The sequence below is a fragment of the Facklamia languida CCUG 37842 genome (assembly GCF_000245795.1).
Lineage (GTDB): Bacteria > Bacillota > Bacilli > Lactobacillales > Aerococcaceae > Facklamia > Facklamia languida.
In genome coordinates this window covers 162,390-182,690 of record NZ_JH601133.1, presented here as the reverse complement: position 1 = coordinate 182,690, position 20,301 = coordinate 162,390, and the positions used below count along the sequence as shown (strand labels likewise).

Genomic DNA, 20,301 nt, shown 5'->3' with positions numbered 1-20,301 from the left:
CATGACAGAGATCCAACGAATTGTGTTAACAGGGGGCGGAACAGGCGGACATATCTATCCAGCACTTGCCTTGTATCGTCGGTTCATTCAGCAATATCCCAAGGCCCAAGTTTTATATATTGGAACGGAGAGAGGACTGGAGTCCAAGATTGTGCCCCAGGAAGGAATACCCTTTGAAACAATTGATATTGAAGGGCTGCGTCGATCTTTGAGTCCTAAGAATCTGCAAGTTGCTTTCAAAATGCTTACTGCCACTCATAAGGCCAAGAAAATTCTCAAAGACTTTAAGCCCGACTTGGTTCTAGGAACAGGGGGCTTTGTATGTGGGCCTGTGCTTTTAGGAGCTGCGCAGCTCAAGATCCCGACCATCATTCATGAACAGAATTCTGTGGCTGGGATCACAAATAAGTTTCTCGCTCGCTTTGTTGATCAAATTGCGACATGTTTTGAGGATGTGCAGACTGACTTTTCCAAGTATGCTGATAAGCTTGCGCTGGTAGGAAATCCCAGGGGACAAGAAGTGATGTCAACTTCCTCACAAAAGGATATCCTAAGCCAACAATTTGACCTCCAGGATAGCCTTCCAACCGTCCTGGTTTTTGGTGGATCGCGAGGCGCTCCTGCCATTAACGCAGCCAGTTTGGCAGCACTCGATTTATGGCAGCAGGCGGATTATCAAGTCATCATTGCAACTGGTCAAAGTCACTACGATGCTTTAGATCCCGACCAAGTCGCTGAAATTAATGCCAGCCCAAACGTTCGCATTTGTCCGTATATCGCGAATATGCCGAGTGTCTTTCAAGCGATTCAGCTGGTTGTTTGCCGGGCTGGAGCGACGACTTTAGCAGAGTTAACAGCTTTGGGGCTAGCTAGTATCTTAATTCCGAGCCCTTATGTGACCAATAACCACCAGGAACATAATGCTCAGGCGCTTGTTAACCAAGAAGCGGCCATGATGATTAAGGAAGAAGACCTTACGGCTGACCGGCTCTACCAAGTGACCGACCACTTAATGAAAGATCCAGACCAACTAGAAGAGATGAGCAAAAAAGCACGTGCCATGGGAAGAGTCGATGCTTGTGACCATTTAATTCGCATGATGCAAAATTTAATAGCACCAACTACATAGGATACCGGATAAAAAGGAGGGGATGGGAATGCCAAATTATCGGTTAGATCGTGATCAATTTAATCAGACTTACCAGTCACATCGTTCAACCATCCAGCAACGGCAGCAACAGCCTTTAACGGCTCCAATGGGGAATTATCGCCTAGATGATCAAGGACAGCCCATTTTGCCATCTGAATACGACCAATACCCAGCTCCTGATTATTCACAAAATATTTATCATTTAGCAGACTATCAGTCTAAGGGGACGCAGTCGGTTGCTTTGCGGAATCCGGCTGCTCAATTTGATCGTAGCCGGCACCCAGCGCGGTCGGCAAATTATCGGATGGATTATGCCAATGACTATCAACGTCAGCAATCGTATCTAAATCAGTCAAGTGGAAGGCTGTCAGCAAACCGCTTGAGTCAGCAAGTTCGACTTTGGTCAAGCCATCAGTCTAAGTCTTTCACTTCGGGATTACCCAAGGGGAAGGTCAAATTGTTGGTCCTTTATTTGTTGATTTTTGCAGTAATGGTGGTTTCAGGTTGGATGCTGATGCCTTTTAATAAGGTCAATCAGGTTCACGTCTATGGTGTCCAGGTAATGGATTCCGAGACTTTGTTGGAGGATTTGAGGATTAATCCCTTAGCCCCAGTTAAAAGCGTTATGAAGCACCAGCAAACGATTGAGACCTATTTGGAGAAGACTTATCCGCTTGTGGAATCCGTCGATTTGCAGCGGAGAAACTGGTGGTCACTCGATTTCTATGTTAAGGAATACCAAGTTGTTGCTAAAGTCCAAGAGGACAACCGCCTGAATTTGCTCTTAAGCAGTGGCCAATTGATTGAGAATGATCTGAATGATAGTATGATCACTCAAGAGGCCTATGATCAACTCCCTCTTCTTATGGGAGTTTTTCCAGCCGACGAACGGAAGAATTTGGGGTCCAGTCTGTCTCAGATTGATTCAGAGGTCGTGGCCCAGATGGTCTCTATTGCCTCCGTTGATGAAGCGAATAAAGAGGGGCATATTCAAGTTAAAATGAAAGATGGGAATGAGATTCAGGCTGTCATCACGACCTTTGCCCAAAAAGTAAACTACTATCCCCAAATTCTTGAACAATTGGAAGGAAGACAAGGAATTATTGATTTGGAAGTTGGGGCTTATTTTACCCCTTATCAGAGTGTTACTAATTCAGTCAAACTTCATAATAATTAAGATAAGTTAGGTTACGAATTGATAACATCCTTTTAGAATATATTTCAAAGGTCTTTTCTTTATGCTAGTATTAAGTTAATCGCCTGGCTTTTGTCTGGGCTACGAAGGGAGTTCATCCGCCAAAATGAGAAATCAAGAGATTGTAGTCAGCCTTGATATCGGGACCACTTCGATTAAGGTGGTTGTGGCTGAATATATCAATGGACAAGTGAATATTATCGGTGTAGGCAATGAGAAGTCACGGGGTCTTAGTCGAGGAGTTATTGTAGATATCGATGAGACAGTCTTCTCCATTCAGAAAGCCATTGAACGGGCCGAGCAAAAGGCAAATGTTAAGATTAATGAAGTCGTCGTGGGTGTGCCAAGTAATAAGCTGGCTATCGATGATTGTCATGGCATGATCGCTGTCGCGAGTGAGAATCGCGAAATCACAGCCCGTGATGTTGATAATGTGATCTCAGCTGCCAAGGTCCGGTCTGTTCCACCTGAGCGTGAGGTCATTGCCATCCTACCTCAAGAATTTATTGTCGATGGTTTTAATGGTATTCGAGATCCGCGCGGAATGATTGGTGTTCGCCTCGAACTCTATGCCAAGCTCTTTACCGGGCCACGCACCATCATCCATAATATTCGACGTTGTGTTGAGAAGGCGGGTCTTCAAATTTCTGAATTTGTCATCCAACCCCAAGCGATCGCTTCTGTGGCGCTCAGCCAAGATGAATGTGAGTTTGGTACGGTTGTGATTGACATGGGAGGCGGTCAAACGAGTGCTTCCATCTTCTACGATAACCAATTAAAATATTCCTTTGTTGATCAAGAAGGTGGCGATTATGTGACCAAGGATATTTCGGTCATCTTGAACACCTCCCTTGATAGTGCAGAACGAATTAAACGCGAGTATGGTTACGCGCTCTCGAGTCAGACATCTCCTGAAGAGTATTTCCCAGTTGAGACGGTTGGACGTAAAGAACCAGTTCGAGTGGACGAGCGGTATTTATCTGAAATCATTGAAGCTCGGTTGTCTCAAATCTTTGAAACCATTGTGGATGATTTGTCGATGGTGGATGCCTTGGATTTACCCGGAGGCTTTGTTTTAACAGGTGGGGCTTCCTCTTTACCAGGAGTCCTTGAACTTGCCCAAAAATATCTCGGTAATCAAGTTCGTCTTTATATTCCTGAACAAATGGGCATGCGAAATCCGATCTATACGACGAGTATGGGAATGGTGCAATATGTAGCGGAACTGGATGAAGTCCATCGGATTGCCCAACTGACCTTTAGATCCCAAAGGGCTGGCCAAGGCAGTCAGCCAATGGATAGCGGCTTTGGCCCATCCACTCGACCCTACCAAGAAGGGACGCCCAATTATGATTCACGAATGAACAATCGCACGTCTTTGTTCTCCCGTGACCAGGCGTCTTCTTCTCCCGGGCATAGTCGGCCTAAAGAACCATTGAGTCGTTCACAAAGCCAATACCGTCCACACGGACAGGCTTTCGCAAATGAACCCGCAACCAGTGGAAGCTCTGAATACCTGCGTTACGATTCAGAAGCAGGTTATGAAGAAGCAAGTTATTATGAAGAGAGCCCACAACAAGTCGCTCAGTCATCGCCTGACTTTAATCAGCCACAAGAAGGAGGCTTTACGAACAAAGTTCGTTCCTTCTTCCAGACTTTTTTTGATTAGTTGAGACAGTCAAAGAGATTCAAATAATAGGAGGAAGTAAAAAGATGGAATTATCATTTGATTCAAGTGTCAATCCGGAAGGAGCCGTTATTAAAGTCATTGGTGTCGGAGGCGCTGGTGGGAATGCTGTTAACCGGATGATCGCTGAAGAAGTAAAAGGTGTTGACTTTATCGTAGCCAATACAGATACTCAAGCTTTAAAAGGGTCCCAAGCTGATACAAAAATTCAATTAGGCCCAAAAGTTACTAAAGGTTTGGGTGCAGGCTCACTACCAGAAGTGGGATTACGAGCAGCGGAGGAATCTGAAGAACAAATTCGTCAAGTCCTTGAAGGATCAGACCTGGTCTTTGTAACAGCAGGTATGGGAGGCGGAACGGGAACTGGAGCAGCGCCAGTTGTTGCACGTATCGCTAAAGACCTAGGTGCACTCACTGTTGGAGTCGTGACGCGACCCTTTACCTTTGAAGGGCCTAAGCGGGGAAGGTATGCAGCAGAAGGTCTACAGAATTTAAAAGATGCAGTGGATACTTTAGTTGTGATTTCCAATAACCGTCTACTTGAAGTGGTGGACCGTAAGACGCCGATGATGGAAGCCTTCAGTGAAGCAGATAATGTCTTACGTCAAGGGGTCCAAGGGATCTCTGACCTGATTGTATCACCTGGCTTCATTAACTTAGACTTTGCGGATGTGAAGACAGTTATGAAGGATCAAGGAACAGCCTTAATGGGAATTGGGTCTGCTTCAGGAGAGAATCGAACAGCAGAAGCAACGAAGAAGGCAATTTCTTCACCTTTACTTGAAGTATCAATTGATGGAGCGGAACAGATCTTGCTGAATGTGACTGGTGGACCTGATCTCAGTTTATTTGAAGCTCAAGATGCGAGCGAGATTATCGCTTCTGCTTCAAGCGACGATGTAAACATCATCTTCGGTACTTCTATTAACGAAAGTCTAGGCGACGAAGTGGTCGTGACAGTAATTGCAACAGGGATTGATACTGAACGTAATACCCTCAATAAGCAACAAAGTCGTCCACAACGCCCAAGTTTTACCCAACCAAAGCCACGTCCAAAAGAAAGTCATCCAAGTTCAGCTATGGGCCATGAACAGGTAGGAGCTAACCATGCTGGCATGACCATGCAACACCCAGGCAACCAGGAAGTTGAACAAGACTTATTTAGTGATTGGGATATTAAAAGAGAACAAATTACCCGCGATGTAACGGAAGTAGAAGGGCAAGAAAAGAAAGAGCGCAGTTTTGAACGACCTGACCAAGACCGGATAGTCCGTTCGAATGAAACTGAAGTCAATGATGAATTAGACACGCCACCATTCTTCCGTAAACGGAATCGCCATTAATCAACATTAGGAGTGGGAAGAGAGTAAACAGCTTACGTCTTTTCCCGCCCTTTTGCAATGAAAAGGAAGGAACGATCAACAAGCTTATGAGACTGAGTGTTTTAATCACAATCATTGCACGAGGCTTTCAGATTTATCAATGGATACTAATCATTTATGCTTTATTAACGTGGTTACCTGGAGCGAGTGAATCCAAATTTGGCCAATTGATTAATCGCCTGGCAAGGCCTTATTTAGATATTTTTGACCGGGTGATTCCCCCTCTGGGCCCCATATCATTTAATGTGATCATTGCATTATTCGTTTTGAATTTGATTCAAAGAGGTGTGATTTGGCTGCTTGTTCAACTGGTGGCTCGATAAAATGGGATCGGATATTTACCAGCATTATCGTAAGGAAGAAGGTGGCTTTGTCGATCAAGTTTTTGATTGGCTGACTCAAGCTTCTTCTCTGTACTCTCCCGTTCTGACCCCTTTCTTGACACCAAGGGAGGGACTGATCGTAAAGCAAATTGTGAACGGGTATGAAGACCTTCAAGTCGAGCTTACCGGTGGCTATCCCAGCGCTGAGCGCCAACGCGCCTTAATCTATCCTCTCTATTACCAGGTTCAACTAGAAGATTTCTCCCTGGCCTATATGCAGATTCACTACCCGCATAAATTTGGGGAATTGACTCACCAGCAGATCTTGGGTTCGGTGATGGCGACTGGCATCAAAAGAGACCGATTGGGAGATATTATGACGGATGGACAGACCTGGCAGATAATTGTCGATACACACCTGGCCACATACTTGATCAACCATCTTAGCAAGATCGGTCGAATGGGCGTCCAAGTGAAGCAGATTAATCCTGAGGAGTTAGTTGATTCTGTTGAAGAATGGGAGGACTTACCTCTTATTACTGGCTCTCTACGAGTCGATAGTGTCGTCTCGAAGGTCTACAATTTATCACGTCAACGGGCGAAAGAAGCGATTCAGTCCGGTCAAGTCAAGGTGAATTATACGCCAATTGATAAAGTGGACACTGTATTAGCCATGAGTGACTTAGTTTCTCTTAGGAAGTATGGTCGCTTTCGTCTAGAAGGAATTGAAGGCATGACTCGAAAAGACAAATACCGTATAAATGTGAAGCTTTTAAAAACTTAAAAAGAAAGGATGATAATGATGACAGTGACACCAAATGATATTTTAACGAAGGAATTTAACCATAAATTTAGAGGATACGATGCAGAACAAGTGAATGACTATCTCGATATTGTTCGAGTAGAGTTAGAACGGGTTCTAGAAGAAAATAGGACTTTAACTAAGAACTTGGCAGATGCGCAAGATAAGTTGGATTACTTTGCTCAATTACAAGAATCCCTTAATTCTTCAATTATTATTGCTCAAGAAGCAGCAGACCGTTTGAAACAGAATGCCCGCAAAGAGGCAGAATTAATTCTCTATGAAGCAGAGCGCGATGCGGACCAAGTGATTAATGAGGCGAATGAACGCGCAACGCGGATCTTTGATGAGGCGGAGCGCTTAAGAAGTAAGACGAGTGAATACCAAAACCGTGCCCGCAAGTTGGCCCAAGAGCAATTGGACTTATTAGATAGCGACGACCTCGATGTGTTATTTGAGGATACTGCCTTGATGCCTGCTCAAGCACCTACTTCCTTGGATAAGGATAGTCAGTATCAGGCCAGTCAACGGGTTAGTGCCCTCGTTGAACAAGCTGAATCTGAGATTCAAGAAGGACTGGATGCCATTCCGGAAGATGTGAACCATTATCTCGATGATCCCAGTCCGATTACAGAGGAAGAAGTTGTCTTTCAACCAGAAGTGGATCCAGAAGATGACCTCGAGATGACCCAAGTCTTCAACCTAAAAGAATTACAAGCGATTGAAAGGGCTAAGCAAGAAGACCCGTCCTATCATGATGACCAAGTCGATACCATAGTCGACCCTGCTGAGAGGGACTTGTCTGATGAAGAGGACCTGGATCAAACGATTCAGATTGACCTCCCATCAAAAAATTAATATAATACCAACATAAAGATGAAGACAAATTAGAACCAAGCTTTATTGAAGATATTTACAGCGAATTGTATGTGGTGAGAGTACAATGATCCCTCTTGAATAAAGTATCCTTCTAATCCTGACCAGTGAAGCCGAGTAGCTGGATCCGCTTAAAGAGCGTTATCATGAGGAGAGAATAGCTGTGGCTATTAATTTGGGTGGTACCGCGTATTCAACGTCCCTTCGTATGAAGGGACGTATTTTTTATAAGGAGATTGAGCATGAAATTAAAAGAAACACTTAATTTAGGTCAAACGGATTTTGCCATGCGGGCAAATTTACCGAACAAGGAAGTTGAATTGCAAGCCGAATGGCAAGACCAAGCCATGTATGACAAAATTCAAGAGAAGAATCAAGATCGAACCCCCTGGGTTCTCCATGATGGTCCGCCATACGCCAATGGAAATATCCATATGGGACATGCTTTAAATAAGATTTCCAAAGACTTTATTGTGCGTTATAAGTCGATGGCGGGGATGCGATCCCCTTATGTTCCGGGTTGGGATACGCACGGTCTACCCATTGAGACTGCCCTGCAAAAAAATAAAAAAGTGAACCGCAAGGATTATTCCACTGCTGAGTTTCGTAATATGTGTCGCGACTATGCCTTGGAACAAGTAGAGGGACAAAAGGCGACCTTTAAGCGTTTAGGTGTGACGGGTGACTGGGACCATCCTTATTTGACCCTCGACCCTGAATATGAGGCACAGCAGCTCCGCGTCTTCGGTTTGATGGCAGATAAGGGGTATATTTATAAGGGGGCAAAGCCAATCTTTTGGTCTTGGTCTTCTGAATCTTCGCTAGCCGAAGCGGAAGTTGAATACCAAGATGTAACATCCCCTTCCATTTATGTGGCTTTCAAGGTGCGTGATGGTAAAGGAGTGGTCGCAGATAATGCGGAATTTATTATCTGGACAACGACCCCATGGACTTTACCAGCAAATCTGGGCATTTCAGTTAAACCTGATGCAGAATATGTGCAAGTGGCAGTGGGAGACCGGCATTTTATTCTGGCTCAAGACTTATTAGAAAGTGTCAGCCAAGCCATTGGTTGGCAAGATTACCAAGTAGAAGCGACTTTTAGAGGGGATCAATTCGACCGCTTAACCGCCAGTCATCCTTTCTATGATCGTGAATCGCTCTTGATGTTAGGGGACCATGTCACCCTCGATTCTGGGACCGGACTGGTTCATACGGCTCCAGGACATGGGGAAGATGACTACTGGATTGGTTTGGAATATGGTCTGGATATCCTTTCACCAGTTGATAGTCGGGGGCACTACACTGACCAGGCACCAGGTCTGGAAGGGGTCTTCTATCTCAAAGGAGAAAAACAAATCTTAGAGATGATTGAAGCAAATGGCAGCTTACTGCACTATAGCGAGTTTGTGCACTCATATCCTCACGACTGGCGAACTAAAAAACCGGTAATTTATCGGGCGACACCTCAGTGGTTTGCTTCGATCGATCGGTTCCGGCAGGAATTGTTGGACAATGTCGAAAATTCCGTTAAATGGCACCATCCTTCTGGCCAACGTCGGATTTATAACATGATTCGCGATCGGGGGGACTGGGTCATTTCGCGTCAGCGAGTTTGGGGCGTTCCTCTGCCAATTTTCTATGCTGAAGATGGACAAGCCATTCTAGACCTAGAGGTCATTAACCATGTGGCAGATCTTGTAGCTGAACATGGTTCGAATATCTGGTTTGAATGGGAAGCAAAAGATCTATTACCACAAAACTTCAGTCATGAGGGATCGCCGAATGGTATTTTCACTAAAGAAATGGATATCATGGATGTTTGGTTTGATTCTGGGACTTCATACGCTGGGGTGTTACAAGTGAGACCAGAATTGGTCTATCCGGCCAACCTCTATCTGGAAGGATCCGACCAATATCGTGGCTGGTTCAATTCTTCCTTCACGACTTCGATTGCAGCTTTTGGTCAGCCACCATATCAAGAGGTTTTATCCCAGGGATTTGTCAATGATGGAAAGGGCCAGAAGATGTCCAAGTCCCTTGGTAATGTAATTGATCCGGCCAAAGTCATGGAGGAGCTCGGAGCGGATATTATCCGTTTGTGGGTTGCATCTGTTGACTACGAATCCGATGTTAGGGTTTCGAATGAAATTCTTAAGCAGGTCTCTGAATCTTACCGCAAGATCCGGAATACAATCCGCTTTATGTTAGGTTTAGTCAATGATTTTGACCCATCCCAACATCAAGTTGATGGAGATCATTTAGCCTTGATTGACCAGTACATGCATGCTAACTTTAACCAGTTTAAAGCCGATATGATCCAGTACTATGAAAGCTATCGTTATCCTGAACTATATAAACGGTTGATGAATTTTGTTTCAACCGATCTATCAGCCTTCTATCTCGATGTTGCAAAGGATATTGTCTACATTGAAGCAGCTGATAGTCCAGTTCGTCGATCAATGCAGACCGTTATCTATCAAATTCTGCATGACCTTTTGATTCTCGTCACCCCTATTCTGGTCCATACAGCGGAGGAAGCATGGAAATCCTTAAATGGAGTGGACGGGTTCATCCAGCTCCAGGACATGCCGGATGTTGAGGATCTAGCAGGGAGCCAAGCTGTGATCGATCAATGGCAGACTTTCTTTAAGGTTCGAGTAGGCATTAATAAGGCCCTTGAAGAAGCAAAAAATGCCCCTCAGGACCCCATCAAAAAGTCCTTTGAAGCATCGGTTATCCTTTATTTAGACGCAGATGATAGAGCGGCCTTAGCGCCTTTTGCTGACAAGTTGGGTCAATATCTGACTGTATCACAACTAAAAGTGGAGGATCTTGACCAAGCGCCTGCTGAGGCTTTAGATTTTGAGACTTATCAAGTACAAGTCCATCATGCTGAAGGAGCGATTTGCCAACGTTGTCGGGCAGTAAGACCAGAAGTGGGTAGGCTGGATCAAGCTCCTGACCTTTGTCAACGGTGTTATGAAATCGTCAATGAAGAATACCCAGAATACTTCCAGTCATAATAAGCAATGATTGGAGGATAGTCGAAACCGATCAAAAAGACACCGAATGCTTAATCAAAAGAGATGATACTCTAGTGATTAAGTGTTCGGTGTCTTTATTCTTTTAATGATGGCAGGCTCTATCTATCTTTTTTTAATTTATTATTTAGATGATCTGATGAGCTAAAAGCCATCAAAATCTGCTGGTTGGCTTTGACTTTGTTGCTTTTGTTCATCTGAAAGGCTAATTAATCGTTGACGTAGTTGGTCTTCCATCATTTCAAGTTCTTGCCGAGCTGCCTGACGCTGTCTGCGCCCATCGGCTTGAATTTGAAGGGTTGATTCGATGGTTTCAATCAAATCTTTTTGAGTTTGTTGCAGGGTTTCAAGGTCAATGATTCCGCGCTCTGTTTCGCGGGCTGTGTCAACGGCGGACTGTTTCAGCATCTGAGAATTATTACGCAGCAATTGGTTGGTCGTCTCAGACACCATTCGTTGAGAGGTCACAGCATCCTGTTGGCGTAATAAGCTTAAGGCAATGGTGATTTGATTTTCCCAGAGGGGGATTGATGTATGAACTGAAACCTGAATTTTTTCTGCCAGGGCTTGATTCGTATTTTGTATCATCCGAATTTGAGGAGCTTGTTGAATCGTCATTTGACGTGTTAGACGTAAGTCATGAGTTCGTTTATCCAAGCGCTCCAAGAATTGATTTAAGTCATGGACTTCTTGAACATCCATTGAGCTGTTGGTTTGACTGGCCTTCTCAATCGCTTGAGGGATGATCTCACTTTGGAGTTCTTCTATCTTGAGCTCACCAGCTGCAATATAAATATTCAGGGCATCGAAGTAGTCTTTGTTCTTTTGGTAGAGTTGTTCGAGTTGCATATTATCATTTAACAACTCATTCTTCTCACGCTCGAGACGAATCACGACCTTGTCTAACTGGTGGCCAATCTTTTGATATTTAATCTGAGTATCGCTGATTGAAGCCTTAACTTGGCCAAAGACTCGGCTAAATAAACTTGGCTTGGCAGTTAATTCCTTGGGGTCTGATGTTTGCAGGGTGGTCATCAATTCGGTGAGGATATCCCCAACTTCCCCTGTATCTTTCAATTGCACATTGTGAAGCATATTATGGGAGAATTCACTTAATTTTTTCTGGGCTTTGGCTCCGTAGGAGATAACGCCTGCGAGGTTTTTCTCATCAATCTGCTTAGCCAACTTTCGCGCTTGGTCTTGTCGGTGGTCGGGCAATCGATCAATCGTTCGTTCATTAGTCATATTACGTTTTGCAAGCAGAGCGGCTTCAGCTAATTCACTGTGAAGGTTGACAGATTGTGAGCTGGTTTGTTCTTCATCAAAGGGATTGGTTAAGAGGTCATCAATTTCATCAAAAGATGAAGGGGTTGAGAAGGGGTCACGTGGTTGGTCCGTCATGTGGTTCATCTCCGTTCTGATACTTAATCTTCAAGGTCTGGTTCGCCCGTCATGAGCGAATCTTGGTTTGGCTTTAGGTCAAAAGGGTCATTAGCATCCAGGTCTTCGTCTTGATCCGTCCAATTGATCGGATCTTGACTAGAGTGGTGTTTCAGGGTCCGATCGGCTAGTTTTATACCATCTTCCAGGGCTTGATATTTATTTTCATGAAAGTGCAAATAGTCTGAAATAATCTCCTGGCAGATCTGGTCAATGGTTTGAGCACTCTTTTCTAAGATGAGGTAAGTTTGCTTGTTTTTAGCGACATGGGAATTAATTTCATTATACTTACTTAGCAGATCATCAAGTTGAGGCAGAAGGGTTAAGGTGAAATGACTGGCAGCTACGAAGCGTTTAGGTTGAGCCACAATATCTTTAAAGTAATTTTTAGCGACTTTTAAGATATTGTAATGGAGCTCAATGGCTCGCATTTTAGCTGTCTTTTGGAAGTTTTCTTCAATTCGAAGGATATGGTTTTGCGCCTCGGCCATTTCTTGACGGAAGGTCTCGATTTCTTGATTAGAGAGACCCGCTTGATGGTAGTGGTGTAACATGTTTGAACTAACATGCTTATGAGGGTCTCGTTTTTGTAGGTTGAATAAGGGTCGAGGATTTTTTCTGCTTGAGAAAATCATAGCAATCGCACCGACTATAGCGGAGGCAAAGAGTACGGCTAGGATCAGATAGACAGAAATAGCAAAAAATTCACTTGAAGACAGATAGTCTGGTCCACTCATACCACCCATAAAATCTGATAAAACAGAGCAAGTTAAGAGGATACAAACTTGTCCTGTATGGTAGAAGAAAGATAAAAAGCGGGCTTGACTGACTTGTCGAATGGCATAAAAAGCAAGCGAAAGGACGATGTTCGCCATGAGAACTGGTAGACAAAGGATGGCAAGGATCCGTAAATTGGTTTGAGCCATAATGGGTATCACAATGGGAACCAGAACGATGAGTAGATTTAAAATGAGGGATTGGCGGATCTTAGCCCCCTTTATCTCACTGATATTTTTACTTTGTTTAGTGAAATGTGTAAACTGACGCAGACAGTTAAATAGGGCGAGTCCTAAACAGACGAGATAGATTGGTCCAATTAGATTGAGAAACATGATAAAAACCTCCTTAACTTAAATAAAGGATACCATAGGGTTCATTGAGGGAGATCGGTCTTGAGGCCTATCTTGAGTGAGGGCTTTGCTTTTCCTAGCTCGACTGGCTTGCAAGTCGGACTTCGACTCGCTACAATCGAACTAAATAAAGAGAAAGTAGGCGAAATGAATGGAGAAATCCCCTGAAGCAATTCCTTTTAACCAGAGCCCAGCAACGCAAAGTGTTCAACAAGTCTTTGCAGGGCAAATCCTACAAGCATATGTCAATCAAGTCCAATTACCGAATGGCTTAGTGGTTGACCGGGAATTAATTCACCATGGGCCTGCTGTCTGTGTGCTGGCAGTGACCAATGAGGATCAGGTTGTTTTAGTCAATCAATATCGGCCAGCAGCAGGTAAGAATCTGTATGAGATTCCCGCTGGTTTAATCGACCGCCTACAAGGGCAATTAGAAGAACCCTTATCGGCTGCCCAGAGGGAACTTGAAGAAGAAACCCATTATCAAGCGGGTTGTTGGAAGAAGGGGCCGACTTTTTTTGTCTCACCAGGTTATTTAGATGAAGAAATTACGCTTTTTTTAGCCCAAGACCTGTCTGTGGTTGAAGACCCTAAGGACCAAGATGACGATGAAGCGGTTGAGTGGGAAGTTTACAACCGGCAAGAAATAAGTGAGATGCTGAAAAAGGGTGAAATTGTGGATCTCAAGACGCTCTATGCCTTGCAAATCTGGTTAGGAGGGATGGAAAGAGATGTCTTTATTTAAAGGTCGTCAACGGGCCAAAAAGCACTATCAAGACTATTTAAATTACAAGGAAAGTTCAGACAAGGATCAAGTGGAAGAGGAGTATGACCAAGGACTCACCCTTGACAGGACTTCCGTCCAGCCAGACACACTCGACTCGGATGCTGTTTATCAAGCAGAGAATCAGTGGAATGAATGGGAGGGATATGAAGACTTTTTAATGGAGGACTTCGATGCCCAGCAAGGACCATACCCGCCCCATGATGTCGATAGTCTTAACCTGGATCCAGATTTACCGACAAGGGTACAAGCCGACTGGAGGAATGAAGAAGATCTTTTGAGTCAAACGCCTCCCCCTTACCAGCGGCGAGCCAAGTATTCAGCAAAAATCGACCATTTCCTCAATAATGGAATTCTGATTACCGGTGCCTTGTTGATCCTTGTTTTATTGATTGCCTTTCTCGCATAATCATAAGAAGGAGTGATATCATGATAAAAAAAATTGGCATCATTGGTGCGATGGATGAGGAGATCCAGCATCTTTTGGCAGCCATGTCCGAACGAAGCGACCATTCGATTTATGGCTTCACTTTTTATGAAGGAATGATTGGTCAACAGTCAGTTGTCATCGTCCGTTCCGGAATCGGTAAAGTGAATGCCAGTGTAACAGCCGTCCTCCTAGTTGAGAAGTTTGAAGTAGATTTTGTCATGAATACGGGGACAGCTGGGGGGGTGGATGAAGGACTAGCAGTAGGGGATGTCGTTATTGCCCAGGCCCTTGTCCATCACGATGTGGATGTGACAGGCTTTGGTTACCAAATCGGCCAAATGGCTGGGATGCCAGAAGTCTACTATCCGGATCCTCAAGGGATCCAAGCCTTAAGACAAGCGGCTAGGACTCTTGAAATCGAACCGGTGGTCGGACTAATCGCTTCAGGCGATCAATTTGTCAATGATCCAGAGGAGGTTGCTAAGATTCGGGGCAATTTTCCCACCGTTCGGGCAGTTGAGATGGAGTCCGCTGCCATTGCTCAGGCGCTTTACCTTTTGCGGATCCCTTTCGTTATTGTCCGATGTATTTCAGATGCTGGTGATCAAAAGGCAACGCTGTCGTTTGATGAGTTTCTAGTTTTAGCTGGATCAGTCTCAGCCCAGATTGTTTTAACTTTTATCGACCAAGTGTCAGAATAATTTTTTGGATCAAGGGAATAAGTACTTGAAATATTTCCTTAGATCTGTATAATAGTCTAAGTGTAAAATAATGCAGCATAGAAAAAGAAAGCGCGTCAACAGTCTACCGCTATAGGCGAACCAGTAACCGCGGCTGCAGAAGGTGAAGTTTGGACTGCACGCATTCGGTTTTCTAAAGGATTATTTTACTCCAAATAGAATTATCTGGAGGAATGTCAATATGTCACGTTATACAGGACCATCATGGAAACAATCTCGTCGTTTAGGGATTTCATTAACTGAAACAGGCAAGGAATTATCAAAACGTCCTTTCCCACCAGGGCAACACGGTAACCAACGCAAGAAATTATCTGAATATGCGACTCAAAAGAATGAGAAGCAAAAATTACGTTTTATGTACGGTTTGAATGAACGTCAATTCGCGACTTTATTTAAACGGGCAGGTAAGATTACAGAAGGTAAACACGGTGAGAACTTCATGATCTTACTTGAACGTCGCTTAGATAATCTTGTTTACCGTTTAGGACTTGCAACGACACGTCGTCAAGCACGTCAACTTGTAAACCATGGTCACATCACAGTTGATGGCAAGCGAGTGGATATTCCATCTTACTTGGTAGAACCTGGTCAAGTGATTGGAGTGCGCGAACGTTCACGTGACCTTGCCATTATCAAGGAAGCTGTCGAAGCAACTATTTCTCGTTTAGAGTTTGTTAACTTTGACGCAGACAAATTAGAAGGAACTTTCGTTCGTCTGCCTTTAAGAAGTGAACTAAATGCTGAAATCGATGAAGCCCTAGTCGTTGAATACTATAACAAATTAGGCTAATCATAAAAGAACAGAGACTTTTAGGCCGAGGAACTTTCATTACCTCGCTCAAAGTCAGTGGTTAGTTTATTGGTGTCAAAACTAAGCAGGATGTCCTGCTTAGTTTTTTACGTTATAGGACCATAGAGGATAGGTAAAAGAGAGAGATCAATGAAGGCAAATTGTAAGGATGAAGGAGTATAGACCCGCTTGATTTGCTCGATTAAATAAGCGATTTACTTTAAAAGTGAAGATTTTAATGATATAATGTAGCGTGATTAATTATGAACTGAACATAGTGAGAGCTAAATAAGATAAAATAAGCAGAGGAGCGAGACGGTATGAGCTTAAAATTCACAGACATTTTATTCATCATTGTTGTGATCATACTCTTAATTTATGGGTTAATTTACTTTTTCCGGACACAACGAAAGAAAGAAATTAAAGAATTAGAGCAAAGAAAAGATGAAATGATGTCAATTTCTATTGCCGACCAGCTCTTCACTTTAAAAAATATGAACTTATCAGGGCAAACGAAGCGCAAATATGAAAGCTTAGTCGCCAACTGGCAAACAATTACCAATTTTCAATTTACTGAGATTGAGGCAGCTCTGGTTGGATCAGAACAGTTTGTTGAGCAGATGAACCTGGTCAAGGCCAAGAATGCCTTAAATCAAGCCCGTGAAATCCTCGATGAGACAGAAGGGCAAGTCACACGACTCCATGATGAGCTATCACATCTCTTGACGACCGAAAATGACAACCAGGAACGCTATGAGACTTTGCTTGATCGCTATCAAGAAGCGCGTAAACGTGTCATGAACCATTCTTTTGATTTTGGTCCTGCAATTGAGACGCTCGAGAAGAATTTACAATATCTCGAATTGAACTTCACCAAGTATAATGAATTTACTAGTAATGGCGACCACCTAGAAGGCCAAGATATGCTAGATACAATCGACGCTGAGATGGACTCACTCGAAGAGATTCTTGAGAAGATCCCGATGATGTACGACCAGATCAAGAAGGACTATGAGGATTCACTTGAAGACCTACGTGAAGGTTATGAGAAGATGGTGACCAGTAAGTTCAACTTCGAGGGTGTGAGTGTCCCTGAAGAAATTGAAAAGATTCAAGAACAATTGAATGAAGCCAAGCAGAAAATTAAAAAAGCAGACCTAGTGGATGCTAAAACCCTGATGGATAAGGCTGATCGGGAAATCAATGCTCTTTATGAGATGATGGAGTCAGAAATTGCGGCTAAGAGTTATGTGAATAGTCACCTCCACCAACTCGAAAGTCGCATTAATGCAGTTCTAGAAAACAACCGGTATGCAGGAATTGAAGTGGACCGAATCTCTCAATCATATATTCTGCATCATAATGAAGTGGATCAAGTAAATGACTTAACGGAACAGATTAAGCTAGAAGTGAAGAAGTTCCAAGACCTCCAAGAAGACATGAATCAAAATCATGCCGTCTTTACTCAAATTGAATCATCAATGCGTAAGATTGAGCGAAATATCGAAGAGATCTCTGACCAACAGAACCAGTTAGTTAAGTCCTTATCCGGACTTACCAGCCAAGAGAAGGAATCTAAGTCAAATCTGGATCTTTATGAATTAGACCTTCGTAATATGAAACGTCGCTTAGAGAAGAATCATTTACCTGGTCTACATGAGACTTATTATCAGTTATTCTATAAAGTAACGGATCAGATTGAAACCTTGTCCCAGCAGTTGAACCGTGTGCGTGTGGATATGAGTCAGATTGAAGAGCTCGAGATGAACTTGCAACAAGATATGGAAGATCTTGAGGCTTTAACTGAAGAAACAATTGATTCAGCCCTCTTGACGGAGTATATGATTCAGCATTCTAACCGTTTCCGATATGATTATCCTGAAATGGATCAAGCGATTAAGGAAGCCCAATACTTCTTCTACCAAGAGTTCCGCTTCACGGAAGCCTTAGCGATCATTGAGAAGGCTTTACGTCGGGTGGATCCAGATGCACCAACCCAGGTTCGCCGCATGTATCATCAAGAGAAAAAGCATCGGATGTACTAATTCGATCGATCCGAATAGGTCCTTAATGGAACTGTTCGGTTTTTTCATGCCCTTATTTAATGAGAGGGTAGTCTAGTTTTCAGTGAAAAAAAGAGAGGAAGACTCATGGATTATTTTGACCACAGCGCAACGACTCCCGTCCACCCACAAGTCCTGGCAACTTATGTCAAAGTGGCTGAGGATTATTTTGCCAACCCATCCAGTCCCCATCCATTAGGAGACCAGGCCCATGCCCTCCTAGACCAAGCTCGCAGTCAGGTCGCTCAAATATTAGCCTTCGAGTCAGATGAAATTTACTTCACCAGCTCGGGAACAGAATCCAATAACTGGGCCCTACAAAGAATTGCACAAGCTCAAAGAAAGTATCATCCAACCCGTCATCAAATTCTGATATCGGCTGTTGAACATGCCTCCATTCTCCAACAGGTGGACCAGTTAGAGGGCTTGGGTTTCGAGGTGGTCTTACTTCCCGTTGATAGACAAGGGCAAATAGACCTAGACCAGTTCAGGACTTTGTTGACTTCCCAGGTATTAATGGTCTCAACCATGGCCGTTAATAATGAGGTGGGAACCATCCAACCCTTGAAGGCGATTGCCGCTCTACTAGCAGACCATCCCCAGATTCTCTGGCATGTGGATGGGATTCAAGCAGTGACAAGTCACTTATCCCTGCTTAAAGACAACCGGATTGACCTGATAAGCTTGAGCAGCCATAAATTTCATTCAGTGCGGGGAGTTGGAATCCTGGCCATGCGACAGCGGGTGCCTAAGCTGCCATTACTCTATGGAGGTGGGCAAGAGGGGGGACTCAGATCGTCCACTGAGAACTTACCTGCGATTGCTGCCTGTGCCAAGGCCTTGCGTTTAGCAGACCAAATTCAAGAAGAAAGCCGGGCGAAGCTTGAAGGCTTCCGTCATCAAGTGGTTAAAGTTCTGCAAGCGTCTGGCTGGCAAGTCTTTGGGGGAGCCCAGACGACTGGTCATATTATCTGTACCAGTTATCCGGGTGTTCCAGGCGAGGTCTTGGTGAATGCCTTTGCCCAGGAGCAGGTGATGGTGTCGACGACCTCTGCCTGCTCCAGCCGCAAGGCCTCTTCCCATGTGACCTTACATGCAATGGGGGTGGCAGAGGAGGTCGCCCGGTCAGCCATCCGGATCTCCATGGCATCGACAACTAGTCAGGACCAGATTGACCGGCTCTTAGCGGCCATTCCAGTCGTAACCCATCAAGTGAATCAAGCGTAAAGGAGTAAGTCATTGAAGCAAATATTAATTCATTACGGTGAACTTTCTACTAAAGGACGCAATCGTAAGTCCTTTCAACAAAAAATGGCGGAACATATTCGCTATCAGACACGTCACTTAGAAAAAATCAAAATTTTACCTCACCATGATTTTATGCATTTACAGTGGGAAGAAACACCCTATGAAGACCTGATTGAAATCCTAAAAAACATTCCGGGCATCCAACGGTTCGAGCCAGTCTATCCTGTTGAGCGCGATTTTGCGGTGATTCGACAAGCGGCTGTTCATTTATTTAGCGACCTTCAACTCGATTCGCAAGCAAGCTTCAAGGTTGTAGCTAAACGGTCTGATAAGACCTTTCCCTATGATAGTCTCGCGATTCAAAGAGAAGTCGGTGGGGATATCTTAGACGCCTTCCCGCAACTTAAAGTTGCCATGCGACAGCCTGATCACAAGTTGGTGGTTTCAGTTCAGCAAGACCAAGCCTATCTTAGCTTAACTTCCTACCCTGGGATGGGCGGTTTACCCTATGGATCGAGCGGCAAGGGACTTTTGATGTTGTCGGGGGGATTTGACTCACCCATTGCGGGTTATGAGATGATTAAGCGAGGGATGGCCTTGGAGATGGTCCACTTTGCCAGTCCGCCTTATACGAGTCCGCAAGCCTTGGAGAAGGCCAAGCGACTGACCGGTGTTTTGGCTCAATATGCGACTTCCCTGACCTTCCATGAGGTTCCCTTTACCAAGGTACAACTCGCCATCAAAGACCAGGTGCCCGATAATATGTCGATGACAGTGATGAGGCGGATCATGCTCCGTATCATGGACCGGTTAGTCATTGAACGTAAGGCTCATGCCATCATTAATGGTGAATCCTTGGGTCAGGTAGCTTCACAGACGATTGATTCCATGCGGGTCATCAATCAAGTGAGTCAATCTCTTATTCTTCGCCCTTTAATTTCTGCTGATAAAAATGATATAATAGATTTGGCACAACGAATTGGAAGCTATGAGATCTCAAATGAGCCTTATGAGGACTGCTGTACTGTCTTCAGTCCAAAATCACCCTGGACCAAGCCCCGATTACATACCATACTCGAGTATGAAGAGCGACTGCCAATCCAGGAATTGGTGGAAGAGGCACTGGCTGAGATCGTGACGACTGAAATCGATCGCCACTATCAGAATCCAAGTCAACAGGCCTTTACCGATTTACTCTAGTTGCATCGCATTGGACA

General features: G+C 44.1%; 17 protein-coding genes. 15 read left to right on the top strand and 2 right to left on the bottom strand.

Annotated elements, in window-relative coordinates:
* The first annotated feature begins 1 nt into the window (after position 1).
* The 8 genes from murG to ileS all read left to right on the top strand — a co-directional run bounded on the left by murG (position 2) and on the right by ileS (position 10,441).
* Positions 2 to 1,129, top strand: a complete 1,128-nt coding sequence (gene murG / locus HMPREF9708_RS00770; protein ID WP_006308024.1) for an undecaprenyldiphospho-muramoylpentapeptide beta-N-acetylglucosaminyltransferase — start codon at positions 2 to 4, stop codon at positions 1,127 to 1,129.
* Between the two features lie 28 nt (positions 1,130 to 1,157).
* A complete protein-coding gene (locus tag HMPREF9708_RS07825) occupies positions 1,158 to 2,327 on the top strand; it encodes a cell division protein FtsQ/DivIB (protein WP_006308023.1) in 1,170 nt (389 codons plus the stop codon).
* Between the two features lie 124 nt (positions 2,328 to 2,451).
* Complete coding sequence (ftsA, locus tag HMPREF9708_RS00760) at positions 2,452 to 4,014, top strand: cell division protein FtsA (RefSeq protein ID WP_006308022.1); 1,563 nt, start codon at positions 2,452 to 2,454, stop codon at positions 4,012 to 4,014.
* A gap of 44 nt (positions 4,015 to 4,058) precedes the next feature.
* The gene (gene ftsZ, locus HMPREF9708_RS00755) at positions 4,059 to 5,375 is read left to right on the top strand and encodes a cell division protein FtsZ (RefSeq protein ID WP_006308021.1); all 1,317 of its coding nucleotides are present in this window, start codon (positions 4,059 to 4,061) and stop codon (positions 5,373 to 5,375) included.
* Positions 5,376 to 5,461: 86 nt separating this feature from the next.
* On the top strand, positions 5,462 to 5,737 hold the full coding sequence (locus HMPREF9708_RS00750) for a YggT family protein (RefSeq protein ID WP_006308020.1): 276 nt from the start codon (positions 5,462 to 5,464) through the stop codon (positions 5,735 to 5,737).
* Between the two features lies 1 nt (position 5,738).
* Complete coding sequence (locus tag HMPREF9708_RS00745; protein WP_006308019.1) at positions 5,739 to 6,521, top strand: YlmH family RNA-binding protein; 783 nt, start codon at positions 5,739 to 5,741, stop codon at positions 6,519 to 6,521.
* Positions 6,522 to 6,539: 18 nt separating this feature from the next.
* Positions 6,540 to 7,397 carry a DivIVA domain-containing protein gene (locus tag HMPREF9708_RS00740; RefSeq protein WP_040447690.1) on the top strand — a complete coding sequence of 286 codons (858 nt, stop codon included), beginning with the start codon at positions 6,540 to 6,542 and terminating at the stop codon, positions 7,395 to 7,397.
* Positions 7,398 to 7,657: 260 nt separating this feature from the next.
* Positions 7,658 to 10,441: an isoleucine--tRNA ligase gene (ileS, locus tag HMPREF9708_RS00735; protein ID WP_006308017.1), complete on the top strand. Its 2,784-nt coding sequence runs from the start codon at positions 7,658 to 7,660 to the stop codon at positions 10,439 to 10,441.
* Positions 10,442 to 10,603: 162 nt separating this feature from the next.
* On the opposite strand, the gene HMPREF9708_RS00730 is transcribed toward ileS, so the two are convergent.
* Positions 10,604 to 11,869, bottom strand: coding sequence for a toxic anion resistance protein (locus HMPREF9708_RS00730; protein ID WP_040447688.1), 1,266 nt, complete (start codon positions 11,867 to 11,869; stop codon positions 10,604 to 10,606).
* A gap of 14 nt (positions 11,870 to 11,883) precedes the next feature.
* The gene (locus tag HMPREF9708_RS07820; RefSeq protein ID WP_006308015.1) at positions 11,884 to 13,011 is read right to left on the bottom strand and encodes a 5-bromo-4-chloroindolyl phosphate hydrolysis family protein; all 1,128 of its coding nucleotides are present in this window, start codon (positions 13,009 to 13,011) and stop codon (positions 11,884 to 11,886) included.
* 169 nt (positions 13,012 to 13,180) lie between these two features.
* On the opposite strand from HMPREF9708_RS07820, the gene HMPREF9708_RS00720 reads away from it, so the two are divergent.
* From HMPREF9708_RS00720 to thiI, 7 genes are all read left to right on the top strand, one after another.
* Positions 13,181 to 13,774, top strand: a complete 594-nt coding sequence (locus tag HMPREF9708_RS00720; RefSeq protein ID WP_006308014.1) for an NUDIX hydrolase — start codon at positions 13,181 to 13,183, stop codon at positions 13,772 to 13,774.
* Positions 13,761 to 14,222 carry a hypothetical protein gene (locus tag HMPREF9708_RS00715; RefSeq protein WP_006308013.1) on the top strand — a complete coding sequence of 154 codons (462 nt, stop codon included), beginning with the start codon at positions 13,761 to 13,763 and terminating at the stop codon, positions 14,220 to 14,222. The genes HMPREF9708_RS00720 and HMPREF9708_RS00715 overlap by 14 nt, the downstream gene beginning before the upstream one ends.
* 20 nt (positions 14,223 to 14,242) lie before the next feature.
* Complete coding sequence (locus tag HMPREF9708_RS00710) at positions 14,243 to 14,944, top strand: 5'-methylthioadenosine/adenosylhomocysteine nucleosidase (protein WP_006308012.1); 702 nt, start codon at positions 14,243 to 14,245, stop codon at positions 14,942 to 14,944.
* Between the two features lie 220 nt (positions 14,945 to 15,164).
* A complete protein-coding gene (rpsD, locus tag HMPREF9708_RS00705) occupies positions 15,165 to 15,773 on the top strand; it encodes a 30S ribosomal protein S4 (protein WP_006308011.1) in 609 nt (202 codons plus the stop codon).
* A gap of 320 nt (positions 15,774 to 16,093) precedes the next feature.
* Positions 16,094 to 17,818, top strand: coding sequence for a septation ring formation regulator EzrA (locus HMPREF9708_RS00700; protein WP_006308010.1), 1,725 nt, complete (start codon positions 16,094 to 16,096; stop codon positions 17,816 to 17,818).
* A 105-nt stretch (positions 17,819 to 17,923) separates the two neighbouring features.
* Positions 17,924 to 19,063, top strand: a complete 1,140-nt coding sequence (locus HMPREF9708_RS00695; RefSeq protein ID WP_006308009.1) for a cysteine desulfurase family protein — start codon at positions 17,924 to 17,926, stop codon at positions 19,061 to 19,063.
* 12 nt (positions 19,064 to 19,075) lie between these two features.
* Entirely contained in the window at positions 19,076 to 20,284 is a 1,209-nt protein-coding gene (gene thiI / locus HMPREF9708_RS00690) for a tRNA uracil 4-sulfurtransferase ThiI (RefSeq protein ID WP_006308008.1), read from the top strand.
* The last annotated feature ends 17 nt before the right edge of the window (positions 20,285 to 20,301 follow it).

Bases quoted from the DNA above. Each gene is read 5' to 3' on its own strand.
- murG (WP_006308024.1), top strand. From the start codon at position 2: ATGACAGAGATCCAACGAATTGTGTTAACAGGGGGCGGAACAGGCGGA.
- HMPREF9708_RS07825 (WP_006308023.1), top strand. From the start codon at position 1,158: ATGCCAAATTATCGGTTAGATCGTGATCAATTTAATCAGACTTACCAG.
- ftsA (WP_006308022.1), top strand. From the start codon at position 2,452: ATGAGAAATCAAGAGATTGTAGTCAGCCTTGATATCGGGACCACTTCG.
- ftsZ (WP_006308021.1), top strand. From the start codon at position 4,059: ATGGAATTATCATTTGATTCAAGTGTCAATCCGGAAGGAGCCGTTATT.
- HMPREF9708_RS00750 (WP_006308020.1), top strand. From the start codon at position 5,462: ATGAGACTGAGTGTTTTAATCACAATCATTGCACGAGGCTTTCAGATT.
- HMPREF9708_RS00745 (WP_006308019.1), top strand. From the start codon at position 5,739: ATGGGATCGGATATTTACCAGCATTATCGTAAGGAAGAAGGTGGCTTT.
- HMPREF9708_RS00740 (WP_040447690.1), top strand. From the start codon at position 6,540: ATGACAGTGACACCAAATGATATTTTAACGAAGGAATTTAACCATAAA.
- ileS (WP_006308017.1), top strand. From the start codon at position 7,658: ATGAAATTAAAAGAAACACTTAATTTAGGTCAAACGGATTTTGCCATG.
- HMPREF9708_RS00730 (WP_040447688.1), bottom strand. From the start codon at position 11,869: ATGAACCACATGACGGACCAACCACGTGACCCCTTCTCAACCCCTTCA.
- HMPREF9708_RS07820 (WP_006308015.1), bottom strand. From the start codon at position 13,011: ATGTTTCTCAATCTAATTGGACCAATCTATCTCGTCTGTTTAGGACTC.
- HMPREF9708_RS00720 (WP_006308014.1), top strand. From the start codon at position 13,181: ATGGAGAAATCCCCTGAAGCAATTCCTTTTAACCAGAGCCCAGCAACG.
- HMPREF9708_RS00715 (WP_006308013.1), top strand. From the start codon at position 13,761: ATGTCTTTATTTAAAGGTCGTCAACGGGCCAAAAAGCACTATCAAGAC.
- HMPREF9708_RS00710 (WP_006308012.1), top strand. From the start codon at position 14,243: ATGATAAAAAAAATTGGCATCATTGGTGCGATGGATGAGGAGATCCAG.
- rpsD (WP_006308011.1), top strand. From the start codon at position 15,165: ATGTCACGTTATACAGGACCATCATGGAAACAATCTCGTCGTTTAGGG.
- HMPREF9708_RS00700 (WP_006308010.1), top strand. From the start codon at position 16,094: ATGAGCTTAAAATTCACAGACATTTTATTCATCATTGTTGTGATCATA.
- HMPREF9708_RS00695 (WP_006308009.1), top strand. From the start codon at position 17,924: ATGGATTATTTTGACCACAGCGCAACGACTCCCGTCCACCCACAAGTC.